This window comes from Winogradskyella pacifica, assembly GCF_013403915.1.
GTDB classification, from domain to species: Bacteria; Bacteroidota; Bacteroidia; order Flavobacteriales; family Flavobacteriaceae; genus Winogradskyella; species Winogradskyella pacifica.
The window spans coordinates 143635-167220 of sequence record NZ_JABFDI010000006.1 but is presented as its reverse complement, the minus strand read 5'-3'; the positions used below and the strand labels follow the sequence as shown (position 1 = coordinate 167220).

At 33.4% G+C, this 23586-nt stretch carries 24 protein-coding genes and 3 pseudogenes; 17 read left to right on the top strand and 10 right to left on the bottom strand.

The genetic code is table 11. The annotated features are described in order from the left end of the window. The first annotated feature begins 97 nt into the window (after window positions 1-97). The 5 genes and pseudogenes from HM984_RS17945 to HM984_RS07575 all read left to right on the top strand — a co-directional run bounded on the left by HM984_RS17945 (window position 98) and on the right by HM984_RS07575 (window position 6332). Window positions 98-1045 (top strand): annotated as a pseudogene (locus HM984_RS17945) (IS30 family transposase). A gap of 167 nt (window positions 1046-1212) precedes the next feature. Then, window positions 1213-4353 (top strand): PAS domain S-box protein, encoded by a 3141-nt coding sequence (locus HM984_RS07590; protein WP_115808426.1) that lies wholly within the window; start codon window positions 1213-1215, stop codon window positions 4351-4353. Continuing rightward, complete coding sequence (locus HM984_RS07585; RefSeq protein ID WP_179348716.1) at window positions 4350-4751, top strand: response regulator; 402 nt, start codon at window positions 4350-4352, stop codon at window positions 4749-4751. The genes HM984_RS07590 and HM984_RS07585 overlap by 4 nt, the downstream gene beginning before the upstream one ends. Before the next feature lie 153 nt (window positions 4752-4904). Continuing rightward, window positions 4905-5567, top strand: coding sequence for a hypothetical protein (locus HM984_RS07580; protein WP_179348715.1), 663 nt, complete (start codon window positions 4905-4907; stop codon window positions 5565-5567). Between the two features lie 264 nt (window positions 5568-5831). Continuing rightward, window positions 5832-6332, top strand: a complete 501-nt coding sequence (locus HM984_RS07575; RefSeq protein WP_179348714.1) for a hypothetical protein — start codon at window positions 5832-5834, stop codon at window positions 6330-6332. Here the strand turns inward: HM984_RS07575 and HM984_RS17645 are convergent. From HM984_RS17645 to HM984_RS07560, 4 genes and pseudogenes are all read right to left on the bottom strand, one after another. Continuing rightward, window positions 6300-6593, bottom strand: a pseudogene (locus tag HM984_RS17645) (hypothetical protein); the annotation flags it as partial. The gene HM984_RS07575 and the pseudogene HM984_RS17645 overlap by 33 nt on opposite strands. A 98-nt stretch (window positions 6594-6691) precedes the next feature. Next, on the bottom strand, window positions 6692-8236 hold the full coding sequence (locus HM984_RS17640) for a DUF8740 domain-containing protein (RefSeq protein ID WP_257018464.1): 1545 nt from the start codon (window positions 8234-8236) through the stop codon (window positions 6692-6694). A 12-nt stretch (window positions 8237-8248) separates the two neighbouring features. Continuing rightward, on the bottom strand, window positions 8249-8719 hold the full coding sequence (locus HM984_RS07565) for a T9SS type A sorting domain-containing protein (protein WP_115810342.1): 471 nt from the start codon (window positions 8717-8719) through the stop codon (window positions 8249-8251). A gap of 158 nt (window positions 8720-8877) precedes the next feature. Continuing rightward, window positions 8878-9120, bottom strand: a pseudogene (locus tag HM984_RS07560) (IS110 family transposase); the annotation flags it as partial. A 62-nt stretch (window positions 9121-9182) separates the two neighbouring features. Between HM984_RS07560 and HM984_RS07555 the strand changes: the two are divergent. Together HM984_RS07555 and HM984_RS07550 are read left to right on the top strand one after the other, a co-directional pair. After that, on the top strand, window positions 9183-9554 hold the full coding sequence (locus HM984_RS07555) for a hypothetical protein (protein ID WP_179348713.1): 372 nt from the start codon (window positions 9183-9185) through the stop codon (window positions 9552-9554). 100 nt (window positions 9555-9654) lie between these two features. Next, entirely contained in the window at window positions 9655-10257 is a 603-nt protein-coding gene (locus HM984_RS07550) for a hypothetical protein (RefSeq protein WP_179348712.1), read from the top strand. Between the two features lie 45 nt (window positions 10258-10302). Here HM984_RS07550 and HM984_RS07545 read toward each other — a convergent pair whose 3' ends face one another. Further along, entirely contained in the window at window positions 10303-10923 is a 621-nt protein-coding gene (locus HM984_RS07545; RefSeq protein ID WP_115810334.1) for a trimeric intracellular cation channel family protein, read from the bottom strand. A gap of 308 nt (window positions 10924-11231) precedes the next feature. After that, window positions 11232-11948: an RDD family protein gene (locus tag HM984_RS07540; RefSeq protein WP_179348711.1), complete on the bottom strand. Its 717-nt coding sequence runs from the start codon at window positions 11946-11948 to the stop codon at window positions 11232-11234. 35 nt (window positions 11949-11983) lie between these two features. On the opposite strand from HM984_RS07540, the gene HM984_RS07535 reads away from it, so the two are divergent. The 8 genes from HM984_RS07535 to HM984_RS07500 all read left to right on the top strand — a co-directional run bounded on the left by HM984_RS07535 (window position 11984) and on the right by HM984_RS07500 (window position 19351). Then, window positions 11984-12991, top strand: coding sequence for a stage II sporulation protein M (locus HM984_RS07535; RefSeq protein WP_179348710.1), 1008 nt, complete (start codon window positions 11984-11986; stop codon window positions 12989-12991). A 2-nt stretch (window positions 12992-12993) separates the two neighbouring features. Continuing rightward, a complete protein-coding gene (locus HM984_RS07530; protein WP_179348709.1) occupies window positions 12994-13881 on the top strand; it encodes a hypothetical protein in 888 nt (295 codons plus the stop codon). After that, window positions 13882-14616 carry a DUF4129 domain-containing protein gene (locus HM984_RS07525; protein WP_179348708.1) on the top strand — a complete coding sequence of 245 codons (735 nt, stop codon included), beginning with the start codon at window positions 13882-13884 and terminating at the stop codon, window positions 14614-14616. Further along, window positions 14613-15839, top strand: coding sequence for a DUF4350 domain-containing protein (locus HM984_RS07520; RefSeq protein WP_179348707.1), 1227 nt, complete (start codon window positions 14613-14615; stop codon window positions 15837-15839). Before HM984_RS07525 ends, HM984_RS07520 begins: the two co-directional genes overlap by 4 nt. Then, window positions 15818-16816, top strand: a complete 999-nt coding sequence (locus HM984_RS07515; RefSeq protein WP_092468754.1) for an AAA family ATPase — start codon at window positions 15818-15820, stop codon at window positions 16814-16816. The genes HM984_RS07520 and HM984_RS07515 overlap by 22 nt, the downstream gene beginning before the upstream one ends. 72 nt (window positions 16817-16888) lie before the next feature. After that, window positions 16889-17242: a four helix bundle protein gene (locus tag HM984_RS07510; protein WP_179348706.1), complete on the top strand. Its 354-nt coding sequence runs from the start codon at window positions 16889-16891 to the stop codon at window positions 17240-17242. 54 nt (window positions 17243-17296) lie between these two features. Then, on the top strand, window positions 17297-18628 hold the full coding sequence (locus HM984_RS07505; protein ID WP_179348705.1) for a DUF58 domain-containing protein: 1332 nt from the start codon (window positions 17297-17299) through the stop codon (window positions 18626-18628). Window positions 18629-18934: 306 nt separating this feature from the next. Then, window positions 18935-19351, top strand: coding sequence for a DUF2141 domain-containing protein (locus HM984_RS07500; RefSeq protein ID WP_179348704.1), 417 nt, complete (start codon window positions 18935-18937; stop codon window positions 19349-19351). A 162-nt stretch (window positions 19352-19513) separates the two neighbouring features. Here the strand turns inward: HM984_RS07500 and HM984_RS07495 are convergent, their stop codons facing one another. After that, complete coding sequence (locus tag HM984_RS07495; RefSeq protein WP_115810312.1) at window positions 19514-19993, bottom strand: Dps family protein; 480 nt, start codon at window positions 19991-19993, stop codon at window positions 19514-19516. A 102-nt stretch (window positions 19994-20095) separates the two neighbouring features. Here HM984_RS07495 and HM984_RS07490 point away from each other — a divergent pair, with 102 nt between their 5' ends. Further along, a complete protein-coding gene (locus HM984_RS07490; RefSeq protein WP_115810310.1) occupies window positions 20096-21034 on the top strand; it encodes a LysR substrate-binding domain-containing protein in 939 nt (312 codons plus the stop codon). Window positions 21035-21116: 82 nt separating this feature from the next. On the opposite strand, the gene HM984_RS07485 is transcribed toward HM984_RS07490, so the two are convergent. From HM984_RS07485 to HM984_RS07475, 3 genes are all read right to left on the bottom strand, one after another. After that, window positions 21117-21314 carry a hypothetical protein gene (locus tag HM984_RS07485; RefSeq protein ID WP_020896136.1) on the bottom strand — a complete coding sequence of 66 codons (198 nt, stop codon included), beginning with the start codon at window positions 21312-21314 and terminating at the stop codon, window positions 21117-21119. Window positions 21315-21543: 229 nt separating this feature from the next. Beyond that, window positions 21544-22341 (bottom strand): TIGR00266 family protein, encoded by a 798-nt coding sequence (locus HM984_RS07480; RefSeq protein WP_115810308.1) that lies wholly within the window; start codon window positions 22339-22341, stop codon window positions 21544-21546. Window positions 22342-22455: 114 nt separating this feature from the next. Next, entirely contained in the window at window positions 22456-22911 is a 456-nt protein-coding gene (locus HM984_RS07475) for a DUF4442 domain-containing protein (RefSeq protein ID WP_179348703.1), read from the bottom strand. A gap of 146 nt (window positions 22912-23057) precedes the next feature. Here HM984_RS07475 and HM984_RS07470 point away from each other — a divergent pair, with 146 nt between their 5' ends. Further along, a complete protein-coding gene (locus HM984_RS07470; RefSeq protein ID WP_179348702.1) occupies window positions 23058-23504 on the top strand; it encodes a DUF4870 domain-containing protein in 447 nt (148 codons plus the stop codon). The last annotated feature ends 82 nt before the right edge of the window (window positions 23505-23586 follow it).

Genomic DNA, 23586 nt, shown 5'->3' with positions numbered 1-23586 from the left:
TAAAAAGTATTCCTATTCATAACCCAAAAACATGAGTCTAGTTGAAGCTGTACTCAATAACTTAACGCAACAAATATAAATTAATAGATTTGTTATTATGTTACGTAAAAAAATTGGTCGACTTACTCTGAAAGGAAAAATACAAATAGAGACTCTTTTAAACTAAAATAAGTCAAAAGCACATATCTCCAAAACTTTGAATAGATCGCGTTCTACAATCACTAGAGAGGTCAATAAATGGGTGCAATCTCATAGAGATAAATACGCCGCTGAGTTAGCCCATTGGTATGCTAAAGAGGATTATTTAAACAAGAGAAATACGGATAAAATTTCTACATATAAAAGACTTCGGTTATACGTCTATAGAAGATTATTATCTGAATGGACACCTGAGCAAATTGCTGGTAAATTAAAACTAGAGTATCCTAACGACCCTATAATGTCTATTTCCCAAGAATCTATATACAGAAACATTTATACACAACTACAAGCTAGCTTATACAAAAAGTTAATCAAACTACTCGTACGTAAAAAACTTGACGTAGACCCCCTAAAAAAAGACGGGGAATTGGAAGCAAAATCATCAACTAGGTCAGTATTGACAATAGACCTAAGCATATTCTATTAAGAGAATAAATTGGACATTGGGAAGGTGATTTAATGATTGGTAAAAACCAAAAATCTGCAATTGGAACCATCGTAGAACGCAAATTTAGATACACAATAATAGTCAAGTTAAAAGCTAAAAACTCTAAAGAAGTCGCTAAAATGTTCTCCAAACACTTAAATAAATTAAACCCGTTATTCAAAAAAAACAATGACTTATGATAACGGAATTGAAATGGCAAAACATGAATTTATTACACAAAAAACAGGGACAAATATTTACTTTGCTCACCCTTACTCCTCTTGGGAAAGAGCCACTAACAAGAACACTAATGGACTCATTAGAAGATACCTTCCTAAAGATACTAACTTTAATAAAATTGATCAAAAAACATTAGTAGATATACAAAAAAAATTAAACAACAGATCTCGAAAATGAACAGAAATTTGTAGCTTAGACTCATTAAAAAAAAGCAACGGTTGTTGCGTTAGAACCTTGAATGCAGCGAAAAACCTGTTAATTTCTTGAGCTAACCAGTAAAATTCTTGTGTGCAAAAATTATTGTAAATTGGCGTTAGTCAGAATTTTGAAAATAAAATCGAATTATGAAAAACCCCAAAATACCAGAAAATGAGTCTGAAAGACTAAAAGAATTGGAAAGTTATCAATTGATTGGGCTTTCCGAGAATGACGATTTTGATTTTATTACTTCTATGGCTGCACAAATTTGCGGTACAAAAATATCTTTAATTAGTTTGATAACCGAAAACAAGCAATGGTTTCTTTCTCACCATGGCTTGGAAGTTCGTGAAACACCAAAAGACTACGCATTTTGCGCACATGCTATCAATCAACCAAATGAACCATTCATAGTGGAGGATGCCCGAAAAGACGAACGGTTTCATGACAATCCTTTAACTACCGGTGATCCAAATGTTATATTTTATGCGGGTATCCCTTTGGTTACTTCCAATGGCTTCCCATTAGGTACGCTTTGTACTATTGATGACACGCCTAAAAACATCAACAAATCGCAGCTGGAGCAGCTTAAAAAATTAGCAGGACAAACGGTAAAACTTTTTGAAAACAGAATAAAAAGTATTGAGCTAGATGTTCTTAATCAAGAACTAGAGAAAAAGAATGAATTGCTCCAAGAAACACAAAAAGCTAATAAGCTAGGTATATGGGAATTGGACATCGCTACAGGAAAAACCACCTGGAGTGATTTAGTTTATGAAATTCACGAAGTATCTCAGGATTTTAACCATAATAAAGCAAATGCAATAGAATTTTACCATCCTCACTATCGTCCTATAATTACCGATGCGATTACAAAGTGTATTTCTAATAGCGCCCCATTTGATTTGGTATGCCAAATGATCACCGCTAAAGACAAACTGATATGGGTAAGATCAACAGGAAGAAAATTGGGCGATAAGCTCATTGGTAGTTTTCAGGATATTACTGAAATAAAGCACAATGAAATAAGATTCAAATCGGTAATAGAAGGCACCCATGTTGGCACGTGGGAATGGAATGTACAAACTGGGGAAACCGTCTATAATGCGAGGTGGGCTGAAATTGTTGGTTATAGCTTGGAAGAGCTCACTCCTATTAGCATAGAAACCTGGGTGAAATTAGCTCATCCAGATGACCTAGAAGAATCCAATCGTAGATTAAATGCTTGTTTTGAGAAAAAGGTAGACTACTATGAGTTTGAAGCACGTATAAAGCACAAAGATGGGCACTGGGTATGGGTCTATGATAAGGGCAAAGTTTTTGAATGGACTAAAGACGGAAAACCCTTGATGATGTATGGTACCCACCAGGATATTACCGAAAGAAAGCAAAGAGAAGAAAGGCTACGAATCAGTGAAGAAGCTTTTAGAGGAAATTTTGAAAATGCTGCCATTGGAATGGCTTTGTTAGATGAAAAAGGGAAATGGCTAAAGATAAACACAAAGGTTAGCGAAATAATTGGGTATTCAGAAGAAGAGTTAATTAAGCTTACTTTTCAAGACATTACATATCCCGATGATTTAAATTCTGATTTAGAGCTTTTAACTGAACTTATTGAAGACAAAAGAGATCACTACCAAATGGAAAAGCGATACTTCCATAAAGATGGACATATAGTTCATATCCTATTAGCAGTATCTATGGTAAAGAATGAGCAAGGTAAAGTAGTCTACTTTATTTCGCAAATTATAGATATTTCTGAAAGCAAAAAGCTCCTTTTAGATATTGACTACCAAAAAGACCTGTTATCTGCTTTATACAATTTATCCCCGATAGGAATCGCCCTAAATGAATATGACACTGGCAAATTTTTAGATGTAAACAATAAACTACTTGAACCAACAGGTTACAACAAAGAGGAATTCTTATCACTGAGTTACTGGGATACTACGCCTAAGGAGTATGGGCCATTTGAAACTACTGCAATTCAGCAAATGGAAAGCAAAGGAAGCTATGATCTCTTTGAAAAGGAATACATCCGTAAAGATGGCTCACGATACCCTATAGCTCTTCAAGGAGTGGTGATAAAGGACAGCAAAGGAAAGAAACTGATTTGGTCTTTTGTAAGGGATATTAGTCAGGAAAAAGAGGCGGAAAGAAAACTTCAACATGCTATCTCGAGTTTGCAAGCCATATTGGAAGCAAGTAAACAAGTTTCGGTTATTGCCACCGATACTAAAGGTACAATTACCTTGTTCAACTCTGGTGCCGAAAAATTACTAGGTTATAAAGCCGAAGAATTGGTAGGAATACATAATCCACAGTTAATTCACCAACGTGAAGAGGTAGAAAAGCGAAGCATTGAATTGTTTGAAAAACATAAAAAAGAAGTAAAAGGTTTTGACACCTTTGTTTATGAAGCTAAAATTGGTGAGCCAACCACCAAAGAATGGACCTATATAAGAAATGATGGTACAACTTTTCCTGTTTTACTTTCTATCAATACTATTCTTGATCATGATAATATAGTGGGATATTTGGGTGTAGCTACCGATATTAGTGAATTAAAAAAAGTAGAGAAAGAGATCAAATCACTGCTCGATATTACGAATGAACAAAATGGAAGGCTCCGAAATTTCGCACATATTGTATCCCATAATCTGCGTTCTCACAGTGGAGGTATATCTGGAATTCTCGATTTAATTCAAATGGAACAGCCAGACATATTGAAGAATGAATTATTTGCACTTCTTATTTTAGGAGCCGAAAATCTGAATCAGACCGTAAATGATTTGACAGAAATTGTAAAAGTGAATTTAACACAGGCTGATGTTTCAAAAGTAAATATCCATGAAGTCATTCAAAAAAACATAGAGATCCTAAACATACAAATAATGAAAGCTAAATTTGAAATCATCAACAATGTAGATAAGAACTTAACCGTCAAAGGTGTTCCTGCATACTTTGATAGTATTGTGCTAAACATGATTACAAATGCCATAAAATATAGAAGTGAAGAAAGAGCGAGTTATTTGAAGATTTATGCAGATGTAGAAACTGAACAATCAATGATCACTTTATTTTTTAAAGATAATGGGTTAGGGATAGATCTGAAAAAAAATGGGGACAAGCTCTTTGGCTTGTACAAGACTTTTCATCGTCATGATGACTCCAGAGGAGTGGGTCTATTTATTACAAAAAACCAAATTGAGAGTATGGATGGCAAAATTGAAATAGCTAGTGAAGTAAACTTAGGTACAACATTTAAAATAACATTACCAAAATGAGAAAAATAGATTTAGCATGTATTGTTGAAGATGATCCAATGCATTTGTTTATAACAAAGAAATATATGGAACTATCAGGGTTTGTTGAAAAAATATTAGTTTGTAAAAATGGAAAAGAAGTATATGATACACTAAAAGCTATGTTTCTAAATAGTGAAAAACTGCCCCAAATTATATTTTTAGATTTAAACATGCCTATTTGGGATGGTTGGCAGTTCTTGGATGAATTCACTAAAATACCTATAGAACAAAAAGTTATTATTTACATTTTAACAAGTTCAAATAGTGAAGAAGATATTAAAAGGGCTGAACAGTATAGCTTAAAGAGTAACTACTTAATCAAACCAATAAATCAAGGTCAACTGAAAAGTGTTTTAGAAGAGCTTGTAAATAATTAATCGCAATCAACCAATTTTAAAAACGTTTGCTAACATCATATAAAATTAATTGCTAATACAAACCTACTTACGAAAATCCTTGCGGATTTTCTATTCGGTTTGTACTTGTTAAATTGCGTTTATTACCATCGCAACTATTCTTATACAAAACCGTTGCAAACAATTAACTTACCAATGAAAATAAGGTTAACTTTAATATTTTTATTACTAAATTGTTTTTTAAGTTATGCTCAATATGAATGGACTTCAGGTCAACTAATTTTAAAGAATGGAGATTCATTAATTGGATTTATACAGATTCCAATGAATGTTGCTAGATTGGTTTCATTAGGAAAATCAGAGGTTGAGTTTAAAGAAGATATGCAAGGATATGTCAATAGCTATGACAAATCGCAAGTGGAAAAAATCATATTTAACACTTATGATGCAAATCCTGGATATTATGAATATGCACTATTAAAAAAACGAAAATATAGAATTTTTAAATTGTTACTTGATGGAAAGGTAAAGTTATACACTAGAACTGTAGCTATTGAACACAAAGAAAAAATTATTGACAATCCTTATAATCCAAACTCGGATGTGGATGTTTTTAAATATCATTATGAAGAAGAACAAGAGTTTTATGTAATTAGAGAAGACGAAACAAAACTAACACCATTAATATCTCATTATTCCTTAAGCAATTTTAAAAACAGAGCTCTCAAGTATTTTTCAGATTGTAAAGATCTGACTGAATACTTAAAAGAAGACCTCTATGAAGAAATCGATATTATTGAATTAGTCAATGATTACAATTTAATTTGCGAATTTTAGCAATCAATCACGCCAATTTATATTCAAATATATTATTAACTTATAACTTACGAAAAAATAAAAAAAGCTATTCTTTTAATTTTATTAATTACTTCTTCTTATACTTATTGCCAAACTAGAGTCTATTCCCCTAACATTAAAAAATCTGAAGATATTAACACCAAAAATTCAGATTCAATATTTTATTCAGACGGTAGTAAAGAAATACTAGAGCTGTCAGAAAAGGATATGTATTCTGTTATACAATGTGACAACAAAATGGGAATGTGTAAATTTAATGGCAAATATTTTGATAAGGTTACTTTAAAATACACCACAAATAGTTACATAAGAAGTGGTTATAAAAAGAAGAATAAAAAGACCTTTATCGACTCATTTATTCCTCTGGATTTTTCAAAAGTATTTGTAAAACCAATAAAAAGAGCAATGATCTTTACATTACCACAACTTAAATACAAAGGTCAATCATATAACTTTTATCAGGTTGATTTAATAATTTCAGATGGGCCAAAAGAATACATTGTTTTAACAAAACCTAATTCTAAAGAAGTTCTAGTTATTTTTTCTACTGGTAATATTCATATGAGAAGTAAAGGCTTTAGTTTTGAAAAATTATTTAAAATTTCTAAAAAATCATTTGAAAAAACAGATCTAATAAATAAATCATTAAAAGACAAAGAGTATAAAAACGATGATTTTGAACCATATGAAATATTAGATAATTCTGGAGGTTTAAAGGCTGAACTCAAAAAATTTATATATTAAAATAATACAACGTTGCACAGCACTTTTATAATTTCCATCATATATTAATCCCGGTTTAGCAATTGCAAAGGCCTGCTTTAGTAAATTACTACAAACCGCTATTGATACTATTTTTTTACACTTTCCTTTGGCAACTATGCGCTCATAAATTGCTTTGCAAGCCTGGTTATATTTGCAAGCAGTAAAACTGCGCCTAAATAATAAGTTTCTCAACTTTTTATGCCCCATTTTACTTATTCGTGGCCTCCCTTTTACACTACTTTAAACAATTTTATTAACGATATTGTATGTTTTTCTGCGATAGAATTGTGGCATAAAAAAGGCGGCAAAAATGCCGCCTTTTTATTTATTAAGAAAGTTTAAAAAGCCCGAACTGCACGCACATTATATCCCCAGCCCTTAGCTGCAGAGCCATTATTAGTTAATTTACTTGTCTCCGCTTTCTCAAAATTAACCTCCGTAGAACTCCAGTAGAAAGTAGTATTAAAAACAGCACCGCCGTTAGCCGTTGCTGTAGCTTCTATAGCTGCTCCATTTAGGAATATTTCTTTCAACTCATCGTCACTCGGTAAAAACCAATCGTTAAAACCACCTCCTGTATAAGCTTTTGCTAAACCTGCTGCATAATTGGTTTCTGTTGCACCTTGTGCTGTAATAATAGTAGCTGTATTTGCAGCACCAGTACCAATTGCTACACCTGTAGCTCCGGTAACTATGTAAGAACCATTAGACCATTGTATTGCTGAACTTTGGTCTGCTATGGCGCAAACTAGCCCATGGGTATTATCTGTAGGGTCTATCCAGAATACCACGCCTCCATATCTAAATTCGCCTATAGTTGGTAGAGGTTCCAAAGCAATAATCCGTGCATCCAACGCCGCTATTTGCGCTTGTAATGCATCTACATAAGCTTTTGTTGCAGCATCTTGGGCATCTGTTGGGTCGGTTACGTTTTTTATTTGAGCATCCGCTGTATTACCTTCAGTAAGTACTTCTGATAAATTTTGAATTTCGTTACTAATATCACTATCAGCATCATTAATAAGTGATGTTAAATCTACTGTTCCGCCACTATCAGATAGTGTTAAGTTAGGTGATGTAAAACTTAATGTTTGTGCAATACCTACTCCATCGGCTCCATCATTACCTGCAGGACCTTGTAGTCCTTGTAACCCTGTAGCTCCTGTAGCTCCATCCGTACCGTCAGTGCCTGCAGCTCCATCTGCTCCGTCAGCACCATCATTACCTGTTGGACCTTGTGCGCCTTGTGGACCAGTAGACCCTGTTGCTCCTGTTGCTCCATCCAAACCGTTAGTGCCATCAGCACCATCGGATCCGTCGGCACCATCATTACCTGCTGGACCTTGTGCGCCTTGTGGCCCAGTAGACCCTGTTGCTCCTGTTGCTCCATCCAAACCGTTAGTGCCATCAGCACCATCGGATCCGTCGGCACCATCATTACCTGAGGGACCTTGTGGGCCTGTTGGACCAGGCGTAGAACTACCTGATGTTTTTGCATATAAAGCGTAAGGCACACTCATTAATTGGCTAGTGCCGGTAATAGTGTAACTACTTCCGCCCGTTGGATCGGTTTCTGTTTTTATAAAATACGTATCAGCAGACCAATCTATAGTTGCAAAATCGCCACTTACAACACTTCCTGTACCTATTTCTAAGGTTACTAATCCGTTGATATTCGTGGTTGGAGTCTGTGTTTCTACATAAACCGCTGTTCCTGTTGCGGTGGTTTGCAAAATACTTATTTGCATCCCTATGGGTTGGTTAGCGACTAAGTTATCACCACTGTCTCTTACAACAGCTTGGTAACTCATTTTTTCTGGCGTTTGGGCAAACGTGCTTAGCGTTAATAAAACCGCCGCTAAAATTGTGTAAAATTTCTTCATAATTGGTTACGATTAGTTTTTGATGATTTTAAAGGTCTTTAGTTCTTTTTTGTTGTGGCTTACCTTAAGCAAATAGGTGCCTAATTCTAAGGTTCGCATGTCTATTTGCGTGTTAGATTGGGGTGCTTGACCTTGTGATACCGCTCTACCTTGTAAATCATAAAGAACATAGCTCAAACCTATAAATTTGGCGTCGCTTATGGCCAATACCACATAATCTGATGTTGGATTGGGATAGGTCACCGCCGACAGCTTTACGGTGGCTAGTTCTGGGTTGCTCAAGGTAAACAGTTCGATACTTTGTTGTACGCCCTGTGTAACCGTGCCATTTCCTGTATTGGTGGTATACGCCAACTGGCCAACTGAATAACTGGACGAACCGCCACTACCAGTGGCATCGCCTCCGGAGGCAGGAACGTTTTCTTGTGAATAAATTAATGGTGTAGCAAGTAATAGACAGGCTACGAGTGTAGTGTTTCTCATTTAATTGATTTTTTTTAGATTCGTCTTAAATCAACTCAATGAAAAGGGCAGAAAAAAGTCTAAGAAGAAAGTCTAACTAGATTAGTTGATGGCGAATATAACAAAAGCATTTGAATAATAGCAACAAAGTACTGTGGCAAAAAACAAGTAAAAACGCATTACTGTTTCACTAAAGTACTTTTATAATTTCCATCATATATTAATCCCAATTTAGCGATTGCAAAAGCCTGATTTAGTAGATTACTACAAACCGCTATTGATACTATTTTTTTACGCTTTCCTTTGGCAACTATGCGCTCGTAAAGATCTCGACAAGCTTTGTTTTGTTTACAAGCATTGAAACTGCACATAAATAATAAATGTCTCATGTTTTGCTTCGCCAGTTTGCTACACTCAGGTCTATTCAATTTGAATTTCCTAAATTCGTTCTCTAAACACGACACAAACTCACATACAGTTATTTATGAATGACACATATGTTAACACAACGCTAATTATAATCTTGATTTGCCATTTAGTCTCCATAATCGTCGCATACAAAAAGGGAAAATCGACTTTAATAATTCCGTATTTAAATATGGCTATGGTAATCGGTATATTTGTTTTTTGGGCTATCAATACTCCGAATATAAAAGAGCATAACTTTGAATTTAGAGAATTAGTGGTCATCGGTTTGGAAGCATGTATTTTACTATTTGCGTTCTATGCTATTTTTGGTTTTTATAATAAAATGCCCGTCAAAGTCATAAATAGTATTGGATTTGGACTTCATTTATTGGTGACAATAGGCCTACTTTATTATATGTTAGCATTCAAATTTGATAGACTTTTTTAACGATAAATCACACTTAACTATGACGATTTTCAACTTTAATATATTGATTTTACTACTTGTATGCATACAACACACAGGATTTGCACAATCAGAAAATAACATGACAAACGATTCTATTACAATACCTATAGTAGCAGGAAAAAATCTTAGTGTTCAATTTGAAGCATTAGTTATAGAACCTGTTAATCTATTCATTCAATCAAAATTATTAAACACCAACTCACCTCAAATTCAACTCGAATTAAACGTATTTAATAACAACAAAAAATACGCTACTTTTCTCTGGTGTTATGATGCGTTTAGTGATCGTAAAAAAACAAACTACCCAAAAGCTTATCAAAACTATTCTTTTGATTTAAAAATTGAGAAAAACGACGTTGCGTTAGTTGTTACGAAATTAGATTTTGGAAAACCAATGTTTATTGATTTAGGACAAACCGCTGTTATTGATAACCTTCAAATTTTATTTAAGGATTATATTGGTGAATGGTCAGAGGACATAGATGGCAATCAGACCGATGCCTTTAACTCATATCATATGTCATTATCAGAAGACGATGAGCAGAAAACGGTGTCATTTACGTCATTAAATAAAGCTGAAGACAAGGATCTAATTATAGAATGGAAGCACTATAAAATTATGATTATAGAAGATTCTGAAAAAGCAATAAAGCTAATGGTGGTTAAAAATGATAGGTTATAGAGTTAATATCAAACAAATAATTTCATAAAAAGCCTAATATAAAAATTAGAGTATACCTTCATCCTTCTTATACAAAGTAGGTAAACTAATTTTATAGCGCACGGCAATTAACCTAACGGTCATAACAACCAAACCAACGATAACAAATAAGATGTTTCTATCTTCAAAAAATTGTAACAGCAAAAAATAGGTAATTCCACCCAAAATGCAGGCCGTTGCATAGATTTCTTTTCTGAAAATTACAGGAATTTCATTACATAAAATATCTCTCAATACTCCACCAAAACAGGCTGTCATTGTCCCCATAGCAATACAAATTAAAGGATGTAATCCCGCTATAAGCCCTGTTTCTATACCAACAACCGTATAAAGTGAAATCCCAATAGTATCGAATAAAAAGAGTGATTTTCTGAGGTAGTTAATCCGCTTCCTGAATAATACAGCAAAAAACGCAGAACTAATAATAACATAAACGAAGGTCATATTTCGCATCCATGATACGGGTTCAATACCAATCATAACATCTCGTAATGTTCCACCTCCTACAGCTGTCACAAAAGCAATTATTAGGACTCCAAATGGATCCATCCGTTTATTCATGGCTACTAATGCACCAGATATGGCAAAAGCAATAGTTCCTAATATATCTATGACTTGAAAAAACATAGGGTACTTATATTTACATATTTATCAGTCGTGCGAAGGTAGGAATCTAATTTAAAATTCATAGCTAAAAACCTTAAAGACAGTCCTAAGCTTAAGTTAAATGATTCACACACTTTTCCTAATAAAAAAAGAAAAAGCGATTCTCTGAGATCCCAAAACCAGTTTGGGATAAGCGATTCACTCACTTTTTCTCTTATACTTTAATTGTTCAGTATAACAAATTCAAATACTATCTATGAGATACTTCGGCTGCGCTCAGCATAAGCGATTCACACACTTTTTCAGAAAAAGAAAAAGTGGTTCTCTGCTTACATATTCTGAGTATAATAATTATAATCCTTTATAACCGTTGCCACAAAATCTACCGGTTTATCTTGAGTTTCAATCGCCATAATTTTTAATAAGCGATGGTGCAAATTCAGAATAATATTATGATGGCCATTTCTAAGCGCATCATCATACAAATTTTTCACCGTCTGCATATCCTTATCATTTAACACCGTAACCTGACTGTACGTAGGCACATAATTTACAGGGATATCTTTTATAAGCGTATCATTAATCGTTAAAAGCTGTTTTTCGCTAATTACAGTTGTACCAGCCGCAATATCACCCAAACGCTGTCCGTTTCCTTTTATTAAAATAGTAAATGCAGCCACACCACCTGAGGTTAAAACCACATCGACAATTCGTAAAATCCAACGTACAAAATAATTAGAGAAACTAGGTTTAGAACCATCTAGTTTCACCACTCTTGTTTTCATAAGTACTTTACCAACCGTTTTACCATCCAAAAATGTTTCGAGTAACACATAATATAAAAATGCAGGTAACGACACCAACAAATAAATGGCCCAAGTATCTCCCATGTCCATATTTAAAGTGGTTAAAAGGAGTATCGCAGCAATGCCATACAAAAGAATAATAGCACTATCAATGAGGTAACCAAGCATTCTATCACCAATACTAGCAACATTTTGATTAATCCCCACATTTTGGGCAGTTTCTATTTGAAATTCATCCATATTTTCTTTTCTTTGAAAGTCTAAAAGGGAATATAATGCGCGAAGCAGCTTTTGTAAAGCAAAATAAAGATAAATGGTTAGAATTTGAAAACATTCTTACAAATAAAACGCAAATAGATCCCGATTTACTATCTGACCTCTATATTGAAGTTACCGACCATTTAAGCTACGCCAAAACATTTTATGCCAATAGCAATACAGAACGCTATCTCAATCAATTAGCATCTAACGCGCATCGACTTATTTATAAAACGAAGAAAGAACCCAAAAACAGACTGATTTCTTTTTTTAAGACGGAATTCCCTTCGATGTTCTATCAACATCATCGCGAACTTCTCATTGCCTTTTTAACGTTCACCCTTTTTGTAATGATTGGCGCATTTTCTGCCGCTAGCGAAGACGACTTTGTAAGATCGTTTCTTGGAGATGGTTATGTTAATATGACGATAGAAAACATAGAAAAAGGAGATCCTATGGCGGTTTATAAGCAACAAGGAGAGTTTAATATGTTTTTGGGTATAACGCTTAATAATATTAAAGTAGCCCTTATGGCCTTTGGCTATGGCATTCTCTTAGGTGTTGGCACCTTATTTATAATGATGCAAAATGGTATTATGTTAGGCAGTTTTCAATATTTCTTTTATGAACAAGGTTTATTATGGGAATCTGCACGTACCATTTGGATTCATGGAACTATTGAAATATCCGTAATCATTATAGCAGGTTGTGCTGGTCTCGTTATGGGAAACGGCATGTTGTTTACAGGCACATTGCCACGACTAGAAGCTTTTAAACGTGGTGTTATAAATGGTTTAAAAATCTTAATGAGCACCATTCCCTTTTTTATAATTGCAGGTTTTTTAGAAGGTTTTGTTACCAGACATACAGAAATGCCAGATTGGCTCGCCATTTTAATAATTACGAGTTCTCTAGCATTAATTCTTTTTTACTACGTAATTTACCCAATTCAACTCCATAGAAAATTAAAACAGAATATAGTATCTAAAAACACCATAGAACTTAACGATAAACCAACCGATTAAACATGAATAAACCCTATATCGAATTTAGAAAACAGAGAGATTTCAGTAGCATACTTACTGACACCTTTGGCTTTATTAGAAATGAATTTAAACCATTTATAAGAACCATTTTCAATATTGCTGGTCCTGCGATTGTTCTGTTTATGCTATCACTTGCTGCCTATAATTATGTGGCTGGTGATTTATTAAATTTTACAAGATTTAATGAGCCTAGCTTAAACTCCCCTAATGTCTTTGTGACCATTCTCGTTGTCATTGTTTACTTTATTTCCGCAATTGCAGCTTATATTCTTACAGCTTCTACAGTACTATTTTACATTAAATCTTATATAGATCATAAGGGTATTGTTGACGCTGCTGAAATAAAAAGTAATGTGCTTAAATCATTTTGGTCGTTTTTTGGACTTAGTTTTTTAAAAGGAGTCACATTGATCATCGCTATAATGCTTTGCTTTGTACCTGTGCTCTACGCCATGGTTCCTATGGCACTTGTATTTAGTATTTATGTTTTTGAACCTAAGCGCTCAACATCCGATGCCTTTAGTCAGAGTTTTACGTTAGCTAATGCTGATTTCTGGACGGCTTTCGGTGTTATTATCATTTTGGGCATCATTTATTACATTCTTCTTATGGTGGTTTCAATTCCATCTGTTATTTACGCACTAGTAAGTACAGGTATTTTTTCTGGAGAAATTGATCCTGCCAACCTCAATACCTTTTCTGCCGATCCGGTGGTTATTATACTTAACGTGTTAAATACATTCTTTCAGTTTTTATTAAATATCATTTTAATGGTTGCTGGAGCGGTGATTTACTTTCATTTACACGAAAAAGTAAATTTTACTGGCACCTATGATCGTATTAATGAAATTGGAAATACAGAAGACTAAATGTTAGTATACAGATTGCTACTTCTTTGTTTTTGTTTTGGGCAACTTTCTGTTGCGCAACAAAGTGAGCAATCCGTAAGGTTTGATGATAGTACACTTGAAAAACAAGAAATAACCGAAGACGATTTAGAAGCCTACAAAGCCGATAAGGATTTTAACTATACAGAAGTTGAACCTGAAGAAAATTTCTTAGACAAAGCGTATCGTTGGCTTCAAAATATACTTAACAAGTTTTGGGAAGCCATATTTGGAGTGGGTACTGCCTCTGGCTTTCTGTACTTTGTTTTTAAAATTCTACCTTATTTATTATTAGCCTTTTTACTATTCTTATTAATTCGGTTTTTCTTAAAAGTGAATTCGAATAATCTCATAGCAAAAAGCAGAAAACAAGGTTCTATTTTGTTTACCGAAGAAGAACAAATTATAAAGAATGAAGATATTCCTGCGTTAATAAATGAAGCCATTCAACAGAACAATTACAGATTAGCCATTCGCTATTATTACCTATTGTCTTTAAAATATTTAACCGAAACCGATCATATTTCTTGGCAACCACAAAAAACAAATGAAGATTATATCAATGAAATTAATAAGGAACTTTTAAAAGCCGATTTCAAAAATATCACCAGAATCTATGATTACGTATGGTACGGTGAGTTTAATATCGATGTTGCAAAATTTGAAACATTAAAACTTCCTTTTGAACATTTAAATACTACAATTACAACACCTTGAGCAAAAAAGGAAAACTATATATCATCCTTGTAGCATTTACCATTTTGGCTATCGTTGTTCTAGAAATGAACAAACCGAAGGCTATAAATTGGTTTCCTTCTTATGCAACACATCATAAAATTCCTTTTGGCACGTATGTGTTTAACAACCAATTAAAACACGTTGCAGACTCTGTTTCTATTGTAGACCGTCCGCCTTTTGAATATTTAAAAAACAATGACATCAATGGTACATATTTGTTTTATAATGGAGGTATTGAATTTGGAAAAGAAGAATTAAATAGCCTTTTAGATTGGGTTTCTAGTGGAAACACACTTATTGTTGCTGCGGTAAATTTTGAAGAAAAATTACTAGACACTTTAAATCTTAATATGCAATCTGTTAATACGTTTGATAATTTTAATAACGAATACCAAGTTAAACTGGTAAATCCCGCAATAGACGACTCTCAAACTTATAAGTACGATCGCTCAACAACATTCTTCCACTTTAATAAAATCGATACCTTAAAAACATCGGTTATTGGTCTTATTGATACGTATAGAGGTGAAAATAAACCTATGGAGGACACTTTAGTCAGCAGTATAAAACAACCTTTTGGAGATGGTGAAATTATACTTAGTACATTTCCTCAGGCATTTACAAACTACTTTATACTACAATCACCAAATCAAGATTATACCGCCGGACTTTTATCTTACATAGACACTTCCAAACCTGTGTACGTGGATACCTATTACAAAACAGGAAAGACATTTTACACCTCACCAATGTATTTGTTTTTAAATACAAAATCCTTAAAATGGGCGTATTATTTAGTACTGATTGGTGCTTTAATCTATATTATTTTTGAAGGTAAACGAAAACAACGCGCCATTCCGATTGTAAAATCGTTGAAAAATCAGACTGTAGATTTTACAAGAACTATTGCCAACATGTATTATGAAAGCGGAAAACACAAAGACATTTCACAACATAAAGTGCATCATTTTTTAGAGTATATTAGAAACACATTACACCTTTCGACTGCAGAAATAAACACCAGTTTTATAAATAATTTAGCAGCGCGAAGTAATAACACGGTAGATGATACGAAGGCTTTATTTCAACTTATTGAAAGTTTGAATCAGAAGAATGACATCAGTCCTACGGAATTAGAAAGGCTAAACACCTTAATAGAACAATTTAAATCCCATAATCAATGGAAGAAAACGAAACAGTAAACGACGACTTAAATTTTGATAATCGCATTCAATTAGAAGATTTAAAAAATGCCGTAGAAAGCATTAAAAGTGAGTTAGGGAAAGTCATCATTGGGCAAGATAATTTTGTAGAATTACTTATCGTAGCCTTATTAGCCGATGGCCATGTTTTAATTGAAGGTGTTCCGGGAATTGCAAAAACAGTGACCGCAAAACTATTCGCCAAAGTTTTAAAAACTGAGTTTAGCCGAATTCAATTTACTCCAGATTTGATGCCAAGTGATGTTTTGGGAACTTCGATTTTGAATATGAAATCTTCGGAATTTGAATTTAAAAAAGGACCTATTTTTTCGAACATTGTTTTAATTGACGAAATCAACAGAGCTCCTGCAAAAACGCAAGCGGCTTTATTTGAAACTATGGAAGAGCGCCAGGCAACAATTGATGGCACAACGTATCCGTTTAATAATCCGTTTATGGTGCTTGCCACTCAAAACCCAATTGAGCAAGAAGGAACTTATGCTTTACCAGAAGCGCAATTAGACCGTTTTATCTTTAAAATTAAAGTGGATTATCCGTCTTTAGAAGATGAAATTAAAATTATTGCCTCTCATCACGAGCGTAAAGGTGAGAAACCACAAACACGGATTAATCCTATTTTAGATGTCGCTTCATTAGAAGATTACAAAAGCAAAACGCAGTCTGTTCTCGTTGAAGAAAAGATTATAAAATATATCGCAGAGGTGGTTTCAAAAACTCGAAATCATCCGCATTTATATCTTGGTGGTTCGCCAAGAGCATCTATTGCAATTCTTAATACAGCCAAAGCATTTGCTGCTATAAATGGTCGTGATTTTGTAATTCCTGAAGATGTAAAAAAATCATTAAATCCGGTATTAAATCATCGTATCATTCTAACTCCAGAACGCGAAATGGAAGGTATGACTACAGAAAATGTCATTGAAATGATTGTGCAATCGGTTGAAGTGCCGCGTTAGTGAATAGTGAATAGTGAATAGTGAATAGTGAATAGTGAATAGTGAATAGTGAAAAACTAAAAGTTGAGAGTTATGGGAGAATCTATTTTACGCAATAAAAGTTACGACTTTGCATTAAACATAGTGGAACTCTATAAAACTTTAGCTTCTGATAAAAGAGAATTTATATTATCGAAACAATTAATGAGAAGCGGAACCTCGATAGGTGCAAATATTAGAGAGGCTGAATTTGCGCAATCTAGTAAAGATTTCATTCACAAAATGAGTATTGCTTTAAAAGAAGCAAATGAAACTGATTATTGGCTATCTATTCTAAAAGACTCAAACTATATATCAATTCAATCATTTGAAACACTTTGCAGTAAGAATCAAGAATTAATAAGAATGTTGGTATCCACAATTAAAACCATGAAGAATAAAGCTTAAATAGATTAACTGTTTTTACACTTTTAACTCATAACTATTAGCTCTTAACTGATTATGAATTTTTTAAAATCATTATACATACACAGCCAGCTCTATATTTATATAGCTATGGCTTCGGTGTGCTTTCTTTTATCGTTTTGGTTGCCTGTGTTATATGCTGTGGCTTGGATAGTGACTATTATTATAGCAGTACTGCTACTTATAGATTTATTGCTACTCTACCAGCCAAAAGATGCTATTAATGCACGGCGAATTCTACCAGATAAGTTTTCCAATAGCGATAATAATCCTGTGCCAATTACCATCACCAACAAGTATGGTTTTAAAACGTATATCGATGTTATAGATGAGTTACCTGTACAATTTCAGAAACGCGATTTTCTTTATCAAACATCTTTAAATCCTAATCAAAATCACGACTTCGAATACTTAGTAAGACCTGTAGATCGTGGTGAATATTATTTTGGTCATCTTAATATATTTGTGTCTTCGGTTCTAAAAATCATAAAACGCAAGTATAAGTTTCAAAATCAGCAAATGGTAATGGTCTACCCTTCCATTATTCAAATGCAGAAATACGATTTTCTAGCGATCAGCAATTCATTGACTGAGTTTGGTTTAAAGAAGATAAGACGTATTGGGAACACTTCAGAATTTGAACAAATTAAAGACTATATTCCTGGTGACGATTTTAGAACCGTAAATTGGAAAGCGACAGCAAAACGTGGCCAATTGATGGTGAATCAATATCAAGATGAAAAATCACAACCCATCTACTCTATTATTGATACTGGCAGAATAATGAAAATGCCTTTTAACGGTTTAAAACTGTTAGATTACGCTATCAATTCAACATTAGCATTTAGTAATGTGGCGTTAAAAAAACACGATAAAGTTGGCATGATTTCTTTTTCAAAAAAGATAGAATCCTTCTTACCTGCCATTCAGAAAATCACTTATCTCAATCGTATTTTAGAAAACCTATACAATATTGATACGCAATTTAATGATAGTGATTTCGGTCTGCTTTATGCGCAATTAAAACGAAAAGTCACACACCGTAGCTTACTTTTATTATACACTAATTTTGAACACATCAGTGCGTTAAAACGACAGATGCCATATTTACAAGCCATTTCTAAAAAGCACATGCTTGTGGTTGTGTTGTTTGAAAATACAGAATTAGACATCATATTAAAAGAGAATGCCGAAGATTTACAATCTATATATCATAAAACTATTGCAGAAAAATTTGCTTTCGAAAAACGCTTAATGGTTAAGGAACTTCAAAAACATGGTATTCAATCTATTTTAACGGCTCCTGAGAATTTGACTATTAATACCATTAATAAGTATTTGGAGATTAAGGCGCGGGGACTTTTGTAGGTGGTGATTAGTGATTAGTGATTAGTGATTAGTGATTAGTGATTAGTGATTAGTGATTAGTGATTAGTGATTAGTGATTAGTGAAAAATTAAAAATTCACACGCTACTTTTTAACTCATAACTCACAACTCTTAGCTCTTAACTCAAAACTCACAACTCTTAGCTCACAACTCCCAACCAAACAACAGTCCATCCTATAAAAATTACAGTTCGGTAATTACAATTATAAGAATTGAAGCGTTTATGGGATATTTGAATCATCAACAAAAACGAACAGTAGTTCACTAACCATTAAAACGCTTACTCATGAAAAAATTAATATTAACATTCGCATTAACTTTAACTTCAATCATCGGGTTTTCTCAAAATGAAGGGGCAACAATCACTATCACCATTGATAATGTAAAAAGTGATAACGGAAAAGTATTAACCTCGTTACACAATTCAGAGACGTTTATGAAAGGTAAAGGAATTATGGACGCCGAAACTGAAATAAAAGACGGAAAAGTAACCATAACCTTTAAAAACGTACTACCTGGAGAATATGCAATAATGACGCTACATGATGAAAATGACAATAAACGCATGGATTTTCAAGATAACGGAATGCCTTTAGAATCTTATGGAGTTTCTAATAACGTTATGTCATTTGGACCACCTAATTACGGTGACGCTAAATTTAAAGTTGCAGATAAAGATTTGGAAATGAATATTCGTTTCTAAAATCACATATTTAAGCCTTAACTATTTGTCAGTTTGAGCGCAGTCGAAAACCTTATGAATATAATTTTCATAGCATTTCGACTGCGCTCAATGTGACACATCAATCAAAACAAAAAAAGACTGCTAATTAGCAGCCTCTTTCTATTTTAAAATAATTCAATCTTAAACTGTTTCACCCAACCAAGCCTTCATCATCCAAACCGTTTTTTCTTGTTCGGTAATAAAATCACTCATCATAGAATTTGTTCCTTCGTCATTAGCATCACCTGCAGCTTCTAAAATAGAACGTTCCATTTTTAATAATTCTGAAAGTGAATCTACAATTAATTGAACTGCTTTTTCATCCTTAGAAATATTTTTACCTACAGGTACTTTTGCTGCTTTTGTGTAATCTTCAAACGTATGAAGCGGTGTGGCACCTAACGTTAAAATACGTTCAGCTATTTCATCGACCTTTAAATTGGCATCCGTGTATAATTCTTCAAATTTTACATGAAGATCAAAAAAACCACGCCCTTTAATATTCCAGTGAATACCTCTTAAGTTCTGATAATACAATTGAAAATTTGCTAATAATTGATTTAAATCATCAGCTAATCCTTTTGTTTTTACGGTATCTAAACCTATGCTATTTAGTTTCATAATCGTTGATTTTTAATTTATTCAAATTTACAACACAATTAGGACTCCTACGCATAGCTTTTATGAATAGTTTTTATACTTTTATAGCCTAAATTAATAGTTATGACGATTACACAACTAAAATACGCTCTAGCCATTGCAGAGCATAAGAATTTTACGAAAGCAGCAGAAAAATGTTTTGTAACGCAACCTACTTTAAGCACACAAATTCAGAAATTAGAAGACGAATTAGATATCATTATTTTTGATAGAAGTAAAAAACCGATAGAATTAACTGACGTTGGACGAAAAATTGTATATCAAGCTCGGAATATTGTTAATGAAGCCGATAGAATTCAAGATATCGTAGATCAGCAAAAAGGATTTATAGGAGGCGAGTTTCGATTGGGCATTATCCCAACCATAATGCCAACGCTTTTACCTATGTTTTTGAAGAGTTTTATTAAAAAATATCCAAAGGTTAAATTAAAAATTGAAGAGTTAACCACTGAAGAAATTTTAACGCGCCTTAGCGATGGTCATTTAGATGCAGCAATCGCAGCAACACCATTAGAAAGCGACAATATAAAAGAACGCGTTTTATATTACGAACCTTTCGTAGCTTATATCCCTGAAAATCATCGTTTAAAAGACAAAAAAGTTATTGAAGTTTCAGATTTAAGCATCGATGATATGTTGCTATTAGAAGACGGACACTGTTTTAGAGATGGAGTCATCAACCTCTGTAAAACATTTAAAGATCAAATGGATGAAAATTTCCAACTTGAAAGTGGCAGCATAGAAACCTTAATAAAATTATCTAACGAAGGTATGGGAATGACACTACTTCCGTATTTACACACCTTAGATGTCAAAGAAAAACTGGGGCCTAATTTAAGACACTTTAAAGAACCGTCTCCAGCGAGAGAAGTGAGCATTATTTATCATAAAAGTGAATTAAAAATGCAAATTATAGATGCGATGCACAATGTTATTTCAGGAATTATTCGTGGTGCTATAGCCTTTCAGAATGTAGAAATTATTAGTCCGAAAGCCAAATAGACTCAACACGTCTATTGTGATTTCACAATGAGATGAATTACAAAACAAGCGTCCTGATAAATATCAGGACGCTTGTTTTATATTATGCCTTTAAATAAATTAAGCATTGATTTAAATCTGGGTTTTGATTGATTAAGGACTGAATAAAGATTCTTAATTCTTCAAGTTCGTGAGGCAGTAAACGTCTTACTGCTTTTTGCACTTCCTTACAGAATAATGTCGCATCAAAACTCACTTTGCTAAGTACAGTTTTAGTGTACTCGTACATTGCTCGCGCCATAGTTATTTTTAAGTTTTTAGGTTAACAAAAAGTAGTTTTTTATCTATACGCTATTGTTTCAATTCTGACTTAAAGATAGCAAAATATACTAATGAAATTCACTTTCTAGAAAAGTTTAACAGCTTGTTATGTTAAAAATTTGAAATTATGCGATGAAGCCTGTACTTTTTAGAGGGCAATTCTCACGTCGCAACAAGCTATATATCAAACTATTACATAAACCAAATTCTTAAAACCGATTATCACCATCTAATAAATCACCTAAGCCACCGAGAATACTACCTTCCCCTTTAGATTTTCCTCCTCTTGGAACCGAAGCTAAAACTCTGCCTGCTAACCTACTAAATGGTAAGGATTGAATATACACTTTTCCTGGCCCTTGAAGTTTAGCAAAAAACAAACCTTCTCCTCCAAAAATTGAGTTCTTAATACCTCCTATAAATTCTATATCGTAATCTATACCTTGTGTAAAACCGATAATACATCCTGTATCTACACGTAGAGTTTCTCCTGCTGCCAAGGTCTTCACTGCAGTGGTGCCACCTGCATGTACAAATGCCATTCCATCACCTTCTAACTTCTGCATTATAAAGCCTTCACCACCAAAAAGTCCTCTCCCTAATTTTTTAGAAAACTCAATACCCACGCTCACTCCTTTTGCGGCACAAAGAAAGGCATCTTTTTGGCATATAAATTTTCCGCCATACTCTGTTAAGTCTATTGGAATAATTTTTCCAGGATACGGAGAGGCAAAAGATACATTACGTTTACCTGTAAGATCGTTGTAAAAGGCTGTCATAAATAAACTTTCTCCTGTAAGAATACGTTTTCCTGCGCCTAATATTTTCCCTAAAAAGGTGGAATCGTTTTGAGAACCGTCTCCAAAAATAGTATCCATTTTAATACCATCGTCCATCATCATAAAACTTCCCGATTCTGCAATAACCCCTTCTTGAGGATCTAATTCTATTTCTACGTATTGCATTTCTTCACCGTAAATACGGTAGTCAATTTCGTGTGCTGTCATAATTTTTTTGATTTTTTAAGATTGATTCTTCTATAGGTTGTTCAAAATCTAATAATGTTACAGTTAAATTCATGAAGCTATTACTGTGATAATCATGCGGCGCTAACTCTAAGATTACGATTTCACTTTTAACGTCCATTCAAAATTAAAACTTGAGACCTCTACTCCATCTGCATTAACTCCGTTAGACTTTAACCAAACCGTTTGGCCTTCTCCTGTTTCAATAGTCTTATTTATAGCGTCGTCTATTTTATGCCCTTCATTACACGTAAACGTAATTCTACCTGTAGCCTTTTTTGTAAATGAGGCATTATTGGAAGCCACTAACATGGATATTTTTTTACCGCTTCCTTTAATCTTTTTCATCACTAATGCTCCGGTTGTTAATTCGGCAGCCATACCTTGTACAGCCCAAAACATAGAATTAAATGGATTTTGATTGACCCAACGGTGTTTTACAGAAACCACACAAGAGTTCTCATTTAACTCCTTAGTTCTAACACCTGTAAAAAAGGCGGCAGGTAACTTAAACATTAAGAATTTATTCAGTTTAGAGGGGGTGATATTCATAACTACTGTTCTATTTTACCACTAAAATAAGCGAAAATATCAGACCTAACTAATGTTAAAAAAATGTTAATTTTCAGTACTATGCGTAACATAATACCTTTTTAAAGACATATATTTGTATAAGCAACTATTATATACTTTATAACATGATAGATAATCACCATAAAAATTTAGCGACATTTATACATTTGTCAACGTTTTCACGATTTGTAATTCCATTTGGAAATTTCATTGGTCCTATAGTATTATGGGCAGCCAATAAAAACAAATCCGAATTTATAGATCTGCACGGAAAACAGGCTATCAATTTTCAGATAAGTGTTCTGCTCTATGCTATTATCATAGGTACGCTCAGTGTTCCGTTTTTTATATTCAAAATATTTAGAGGTATGGATATATTAGATTTCAATGGCTTTAATAATTTTCATATTAATATAGGAGAGCCTTCTCCTCTACTTTATATAGGTGGCGGTTTAGGTGCCTTAGCAATTGTTGCTTTTATAATTGAATTAGCACTTATTGTTAAAGCTAGTCTATCTGCAAGAGATGGAAACACATTTAAATATCCGTTAACCATAAATTTTTTAAAGTAAATAAAGTATTCATCAATAATCAAATCAATCAAAAAATGAACAGTTTAATTAACTTAATGACACATCGACTATGACACGAGCG

Bases quoted from the DNA above. Each gene is read 5' to 3' on its own strand.
- HM984_RS07590 (WP_115808426.1), top strand. From the start codon at position 1,213: ATGAAAAACCCCAAAATACCAGAAAATGAGTCTGAAAGACTAAAAGAA.
- HM984_RS07585 (WP_179348716.1), top strand. From the start codon at position 4,350: ATGAGAAAAATAGATTTAGCATGTATTGTTGAAGATGATCCAATGCAT.
- HM984_RS07575 (WP_179348714.1), top strand. From the start codon at position 5,832: ATGTGTAAATTTAATGGCAAATATTTTGATAAGGTTACTTTAAAATAC.
- HM984_RS17640 (WP_257018464.1), bottom strand. From the start codon at position 8,236: ATGAAGAAATTTTACACAATTTTAGCGGCGGTTTTATTAACGCTAAGC.
- HM984_RS07565 (WP_115810342.1), bottom strand. From the start codon at position 8,719: ATGAGAAACACTACACTCGTAGCCTGTCTATTACTTGCTACACCATTA.
- HM984_RS07555 (WP_179348713.1), top strand. From the start codon at position 9,183: ATGAATGACACATATGTTAACACAACGCTAATTATAATCTTGATTTGC.
- HM984_RS07550 (WP_179348712.1), top strand. From the start codon at position 9,655: ATGACAAACGATTCTATTACAATACCTATAGTAGCAGGAAAAAATCTT.
- HM984_RS07545 (WP_115810334.1), bottom strand. From the start codon at position 10,923: ATGTTTTTTCAAGTCATAGATATATTAGGAACTATTGCTTTTGCCATA.
- HM984_RS07540 (WP_179348711.1), bottom strand. From the start codon at position 11,948: ATGGATGAATTTCAAATAGAAACTGCCCAAAATGTGGGGATTAATCAA.
- HM984_RS07535 (WP_179348710.1), top strand. From the start codon at position 11,984: ATGCGCGAAGCAGCTTTTGTAAAGCAAAATAAAGATAAATGGTTAGAA.
- HM984_RS07530 (WP_179348709.1), top strand. From the start codon at position 12,994: ATGAATAAACCCTATATCGAATTTAGAAAACAGAGAGATTTCAGTAGC.
- HM984_RS07525 (WP_179348708.1), top strand. From the start codon at position 13,882: ATGTTAGTATACAGATTGCTACTTCTTTGTTTTTGTTTTGGGCAACTT.
- HM984_RS07515 (WP_092468754.1), top strand. From the start codon at position 15,818: ATGGAAGAAAACGAAACAGTAAACGACGACTTAAATTTTGATAATCGC.
- HM984_RS07510 (WP_179348706.1), top strand. From the start codon at position 16,889: ATGGGAGAATCTATTTTACGCAATAAAAGTTACGACTTTGCATTAAAC.
- HM984_RS07505 (WP_179348705.1), top strand. From the start codon at position 17,297: ATGAATTTTTTAAAATCATTATACATACACAGCCAGCTCTATATTTAT.
- HM984_RS07500 (WP_179348704.1), top strand. From the start codon at position 18,935: ATGAAAAAATTAATATTAACATTCGCATTAACTTTAACTTCAATCATC.
- HM984_RS07495 (WP_115810312.1), bottom strand. From the start codon at position 19,993: ATGAAACTAAATAGCATAGGTTTAGATACCGTAAAAACAAAAGGATTA.
- HM984_RS07490 (WP_115810310.1), top strand. From the start codon at position 20,096: ATGACGATTACACAACTAAAATACGCTCTAGCCATTGCAGAGCATAAG.
- HM984_RS07485 (WP_020896136.1), bottom strand. From the start codon at position 21,314: ATGGCGCGAGCAATGTACGAGTACACTAAAACTGTACTTAGCAAAGTG.
- HM984_RS07480 (WP_115810308.1), bottom strand. From the start codon at position 22,341: ATGACAGCACACGAAATTGACTACCGTATTTACGGTGAAGAAATGCAA.
- HM984_RS07475 (WP_179348703.1), bottom strand. From the start codon at position 22,911: ATGAATATCACCCCCTCTAAACTGAATAAATTCTTAATGTTTAAGTTA.
- HM984_RS07470 (WP_179348702.1), top strand. From the start codon at position 23,058: ATGATAGATAATCACCATAAAAATTTAGCGACATTTATACATTTGTCA.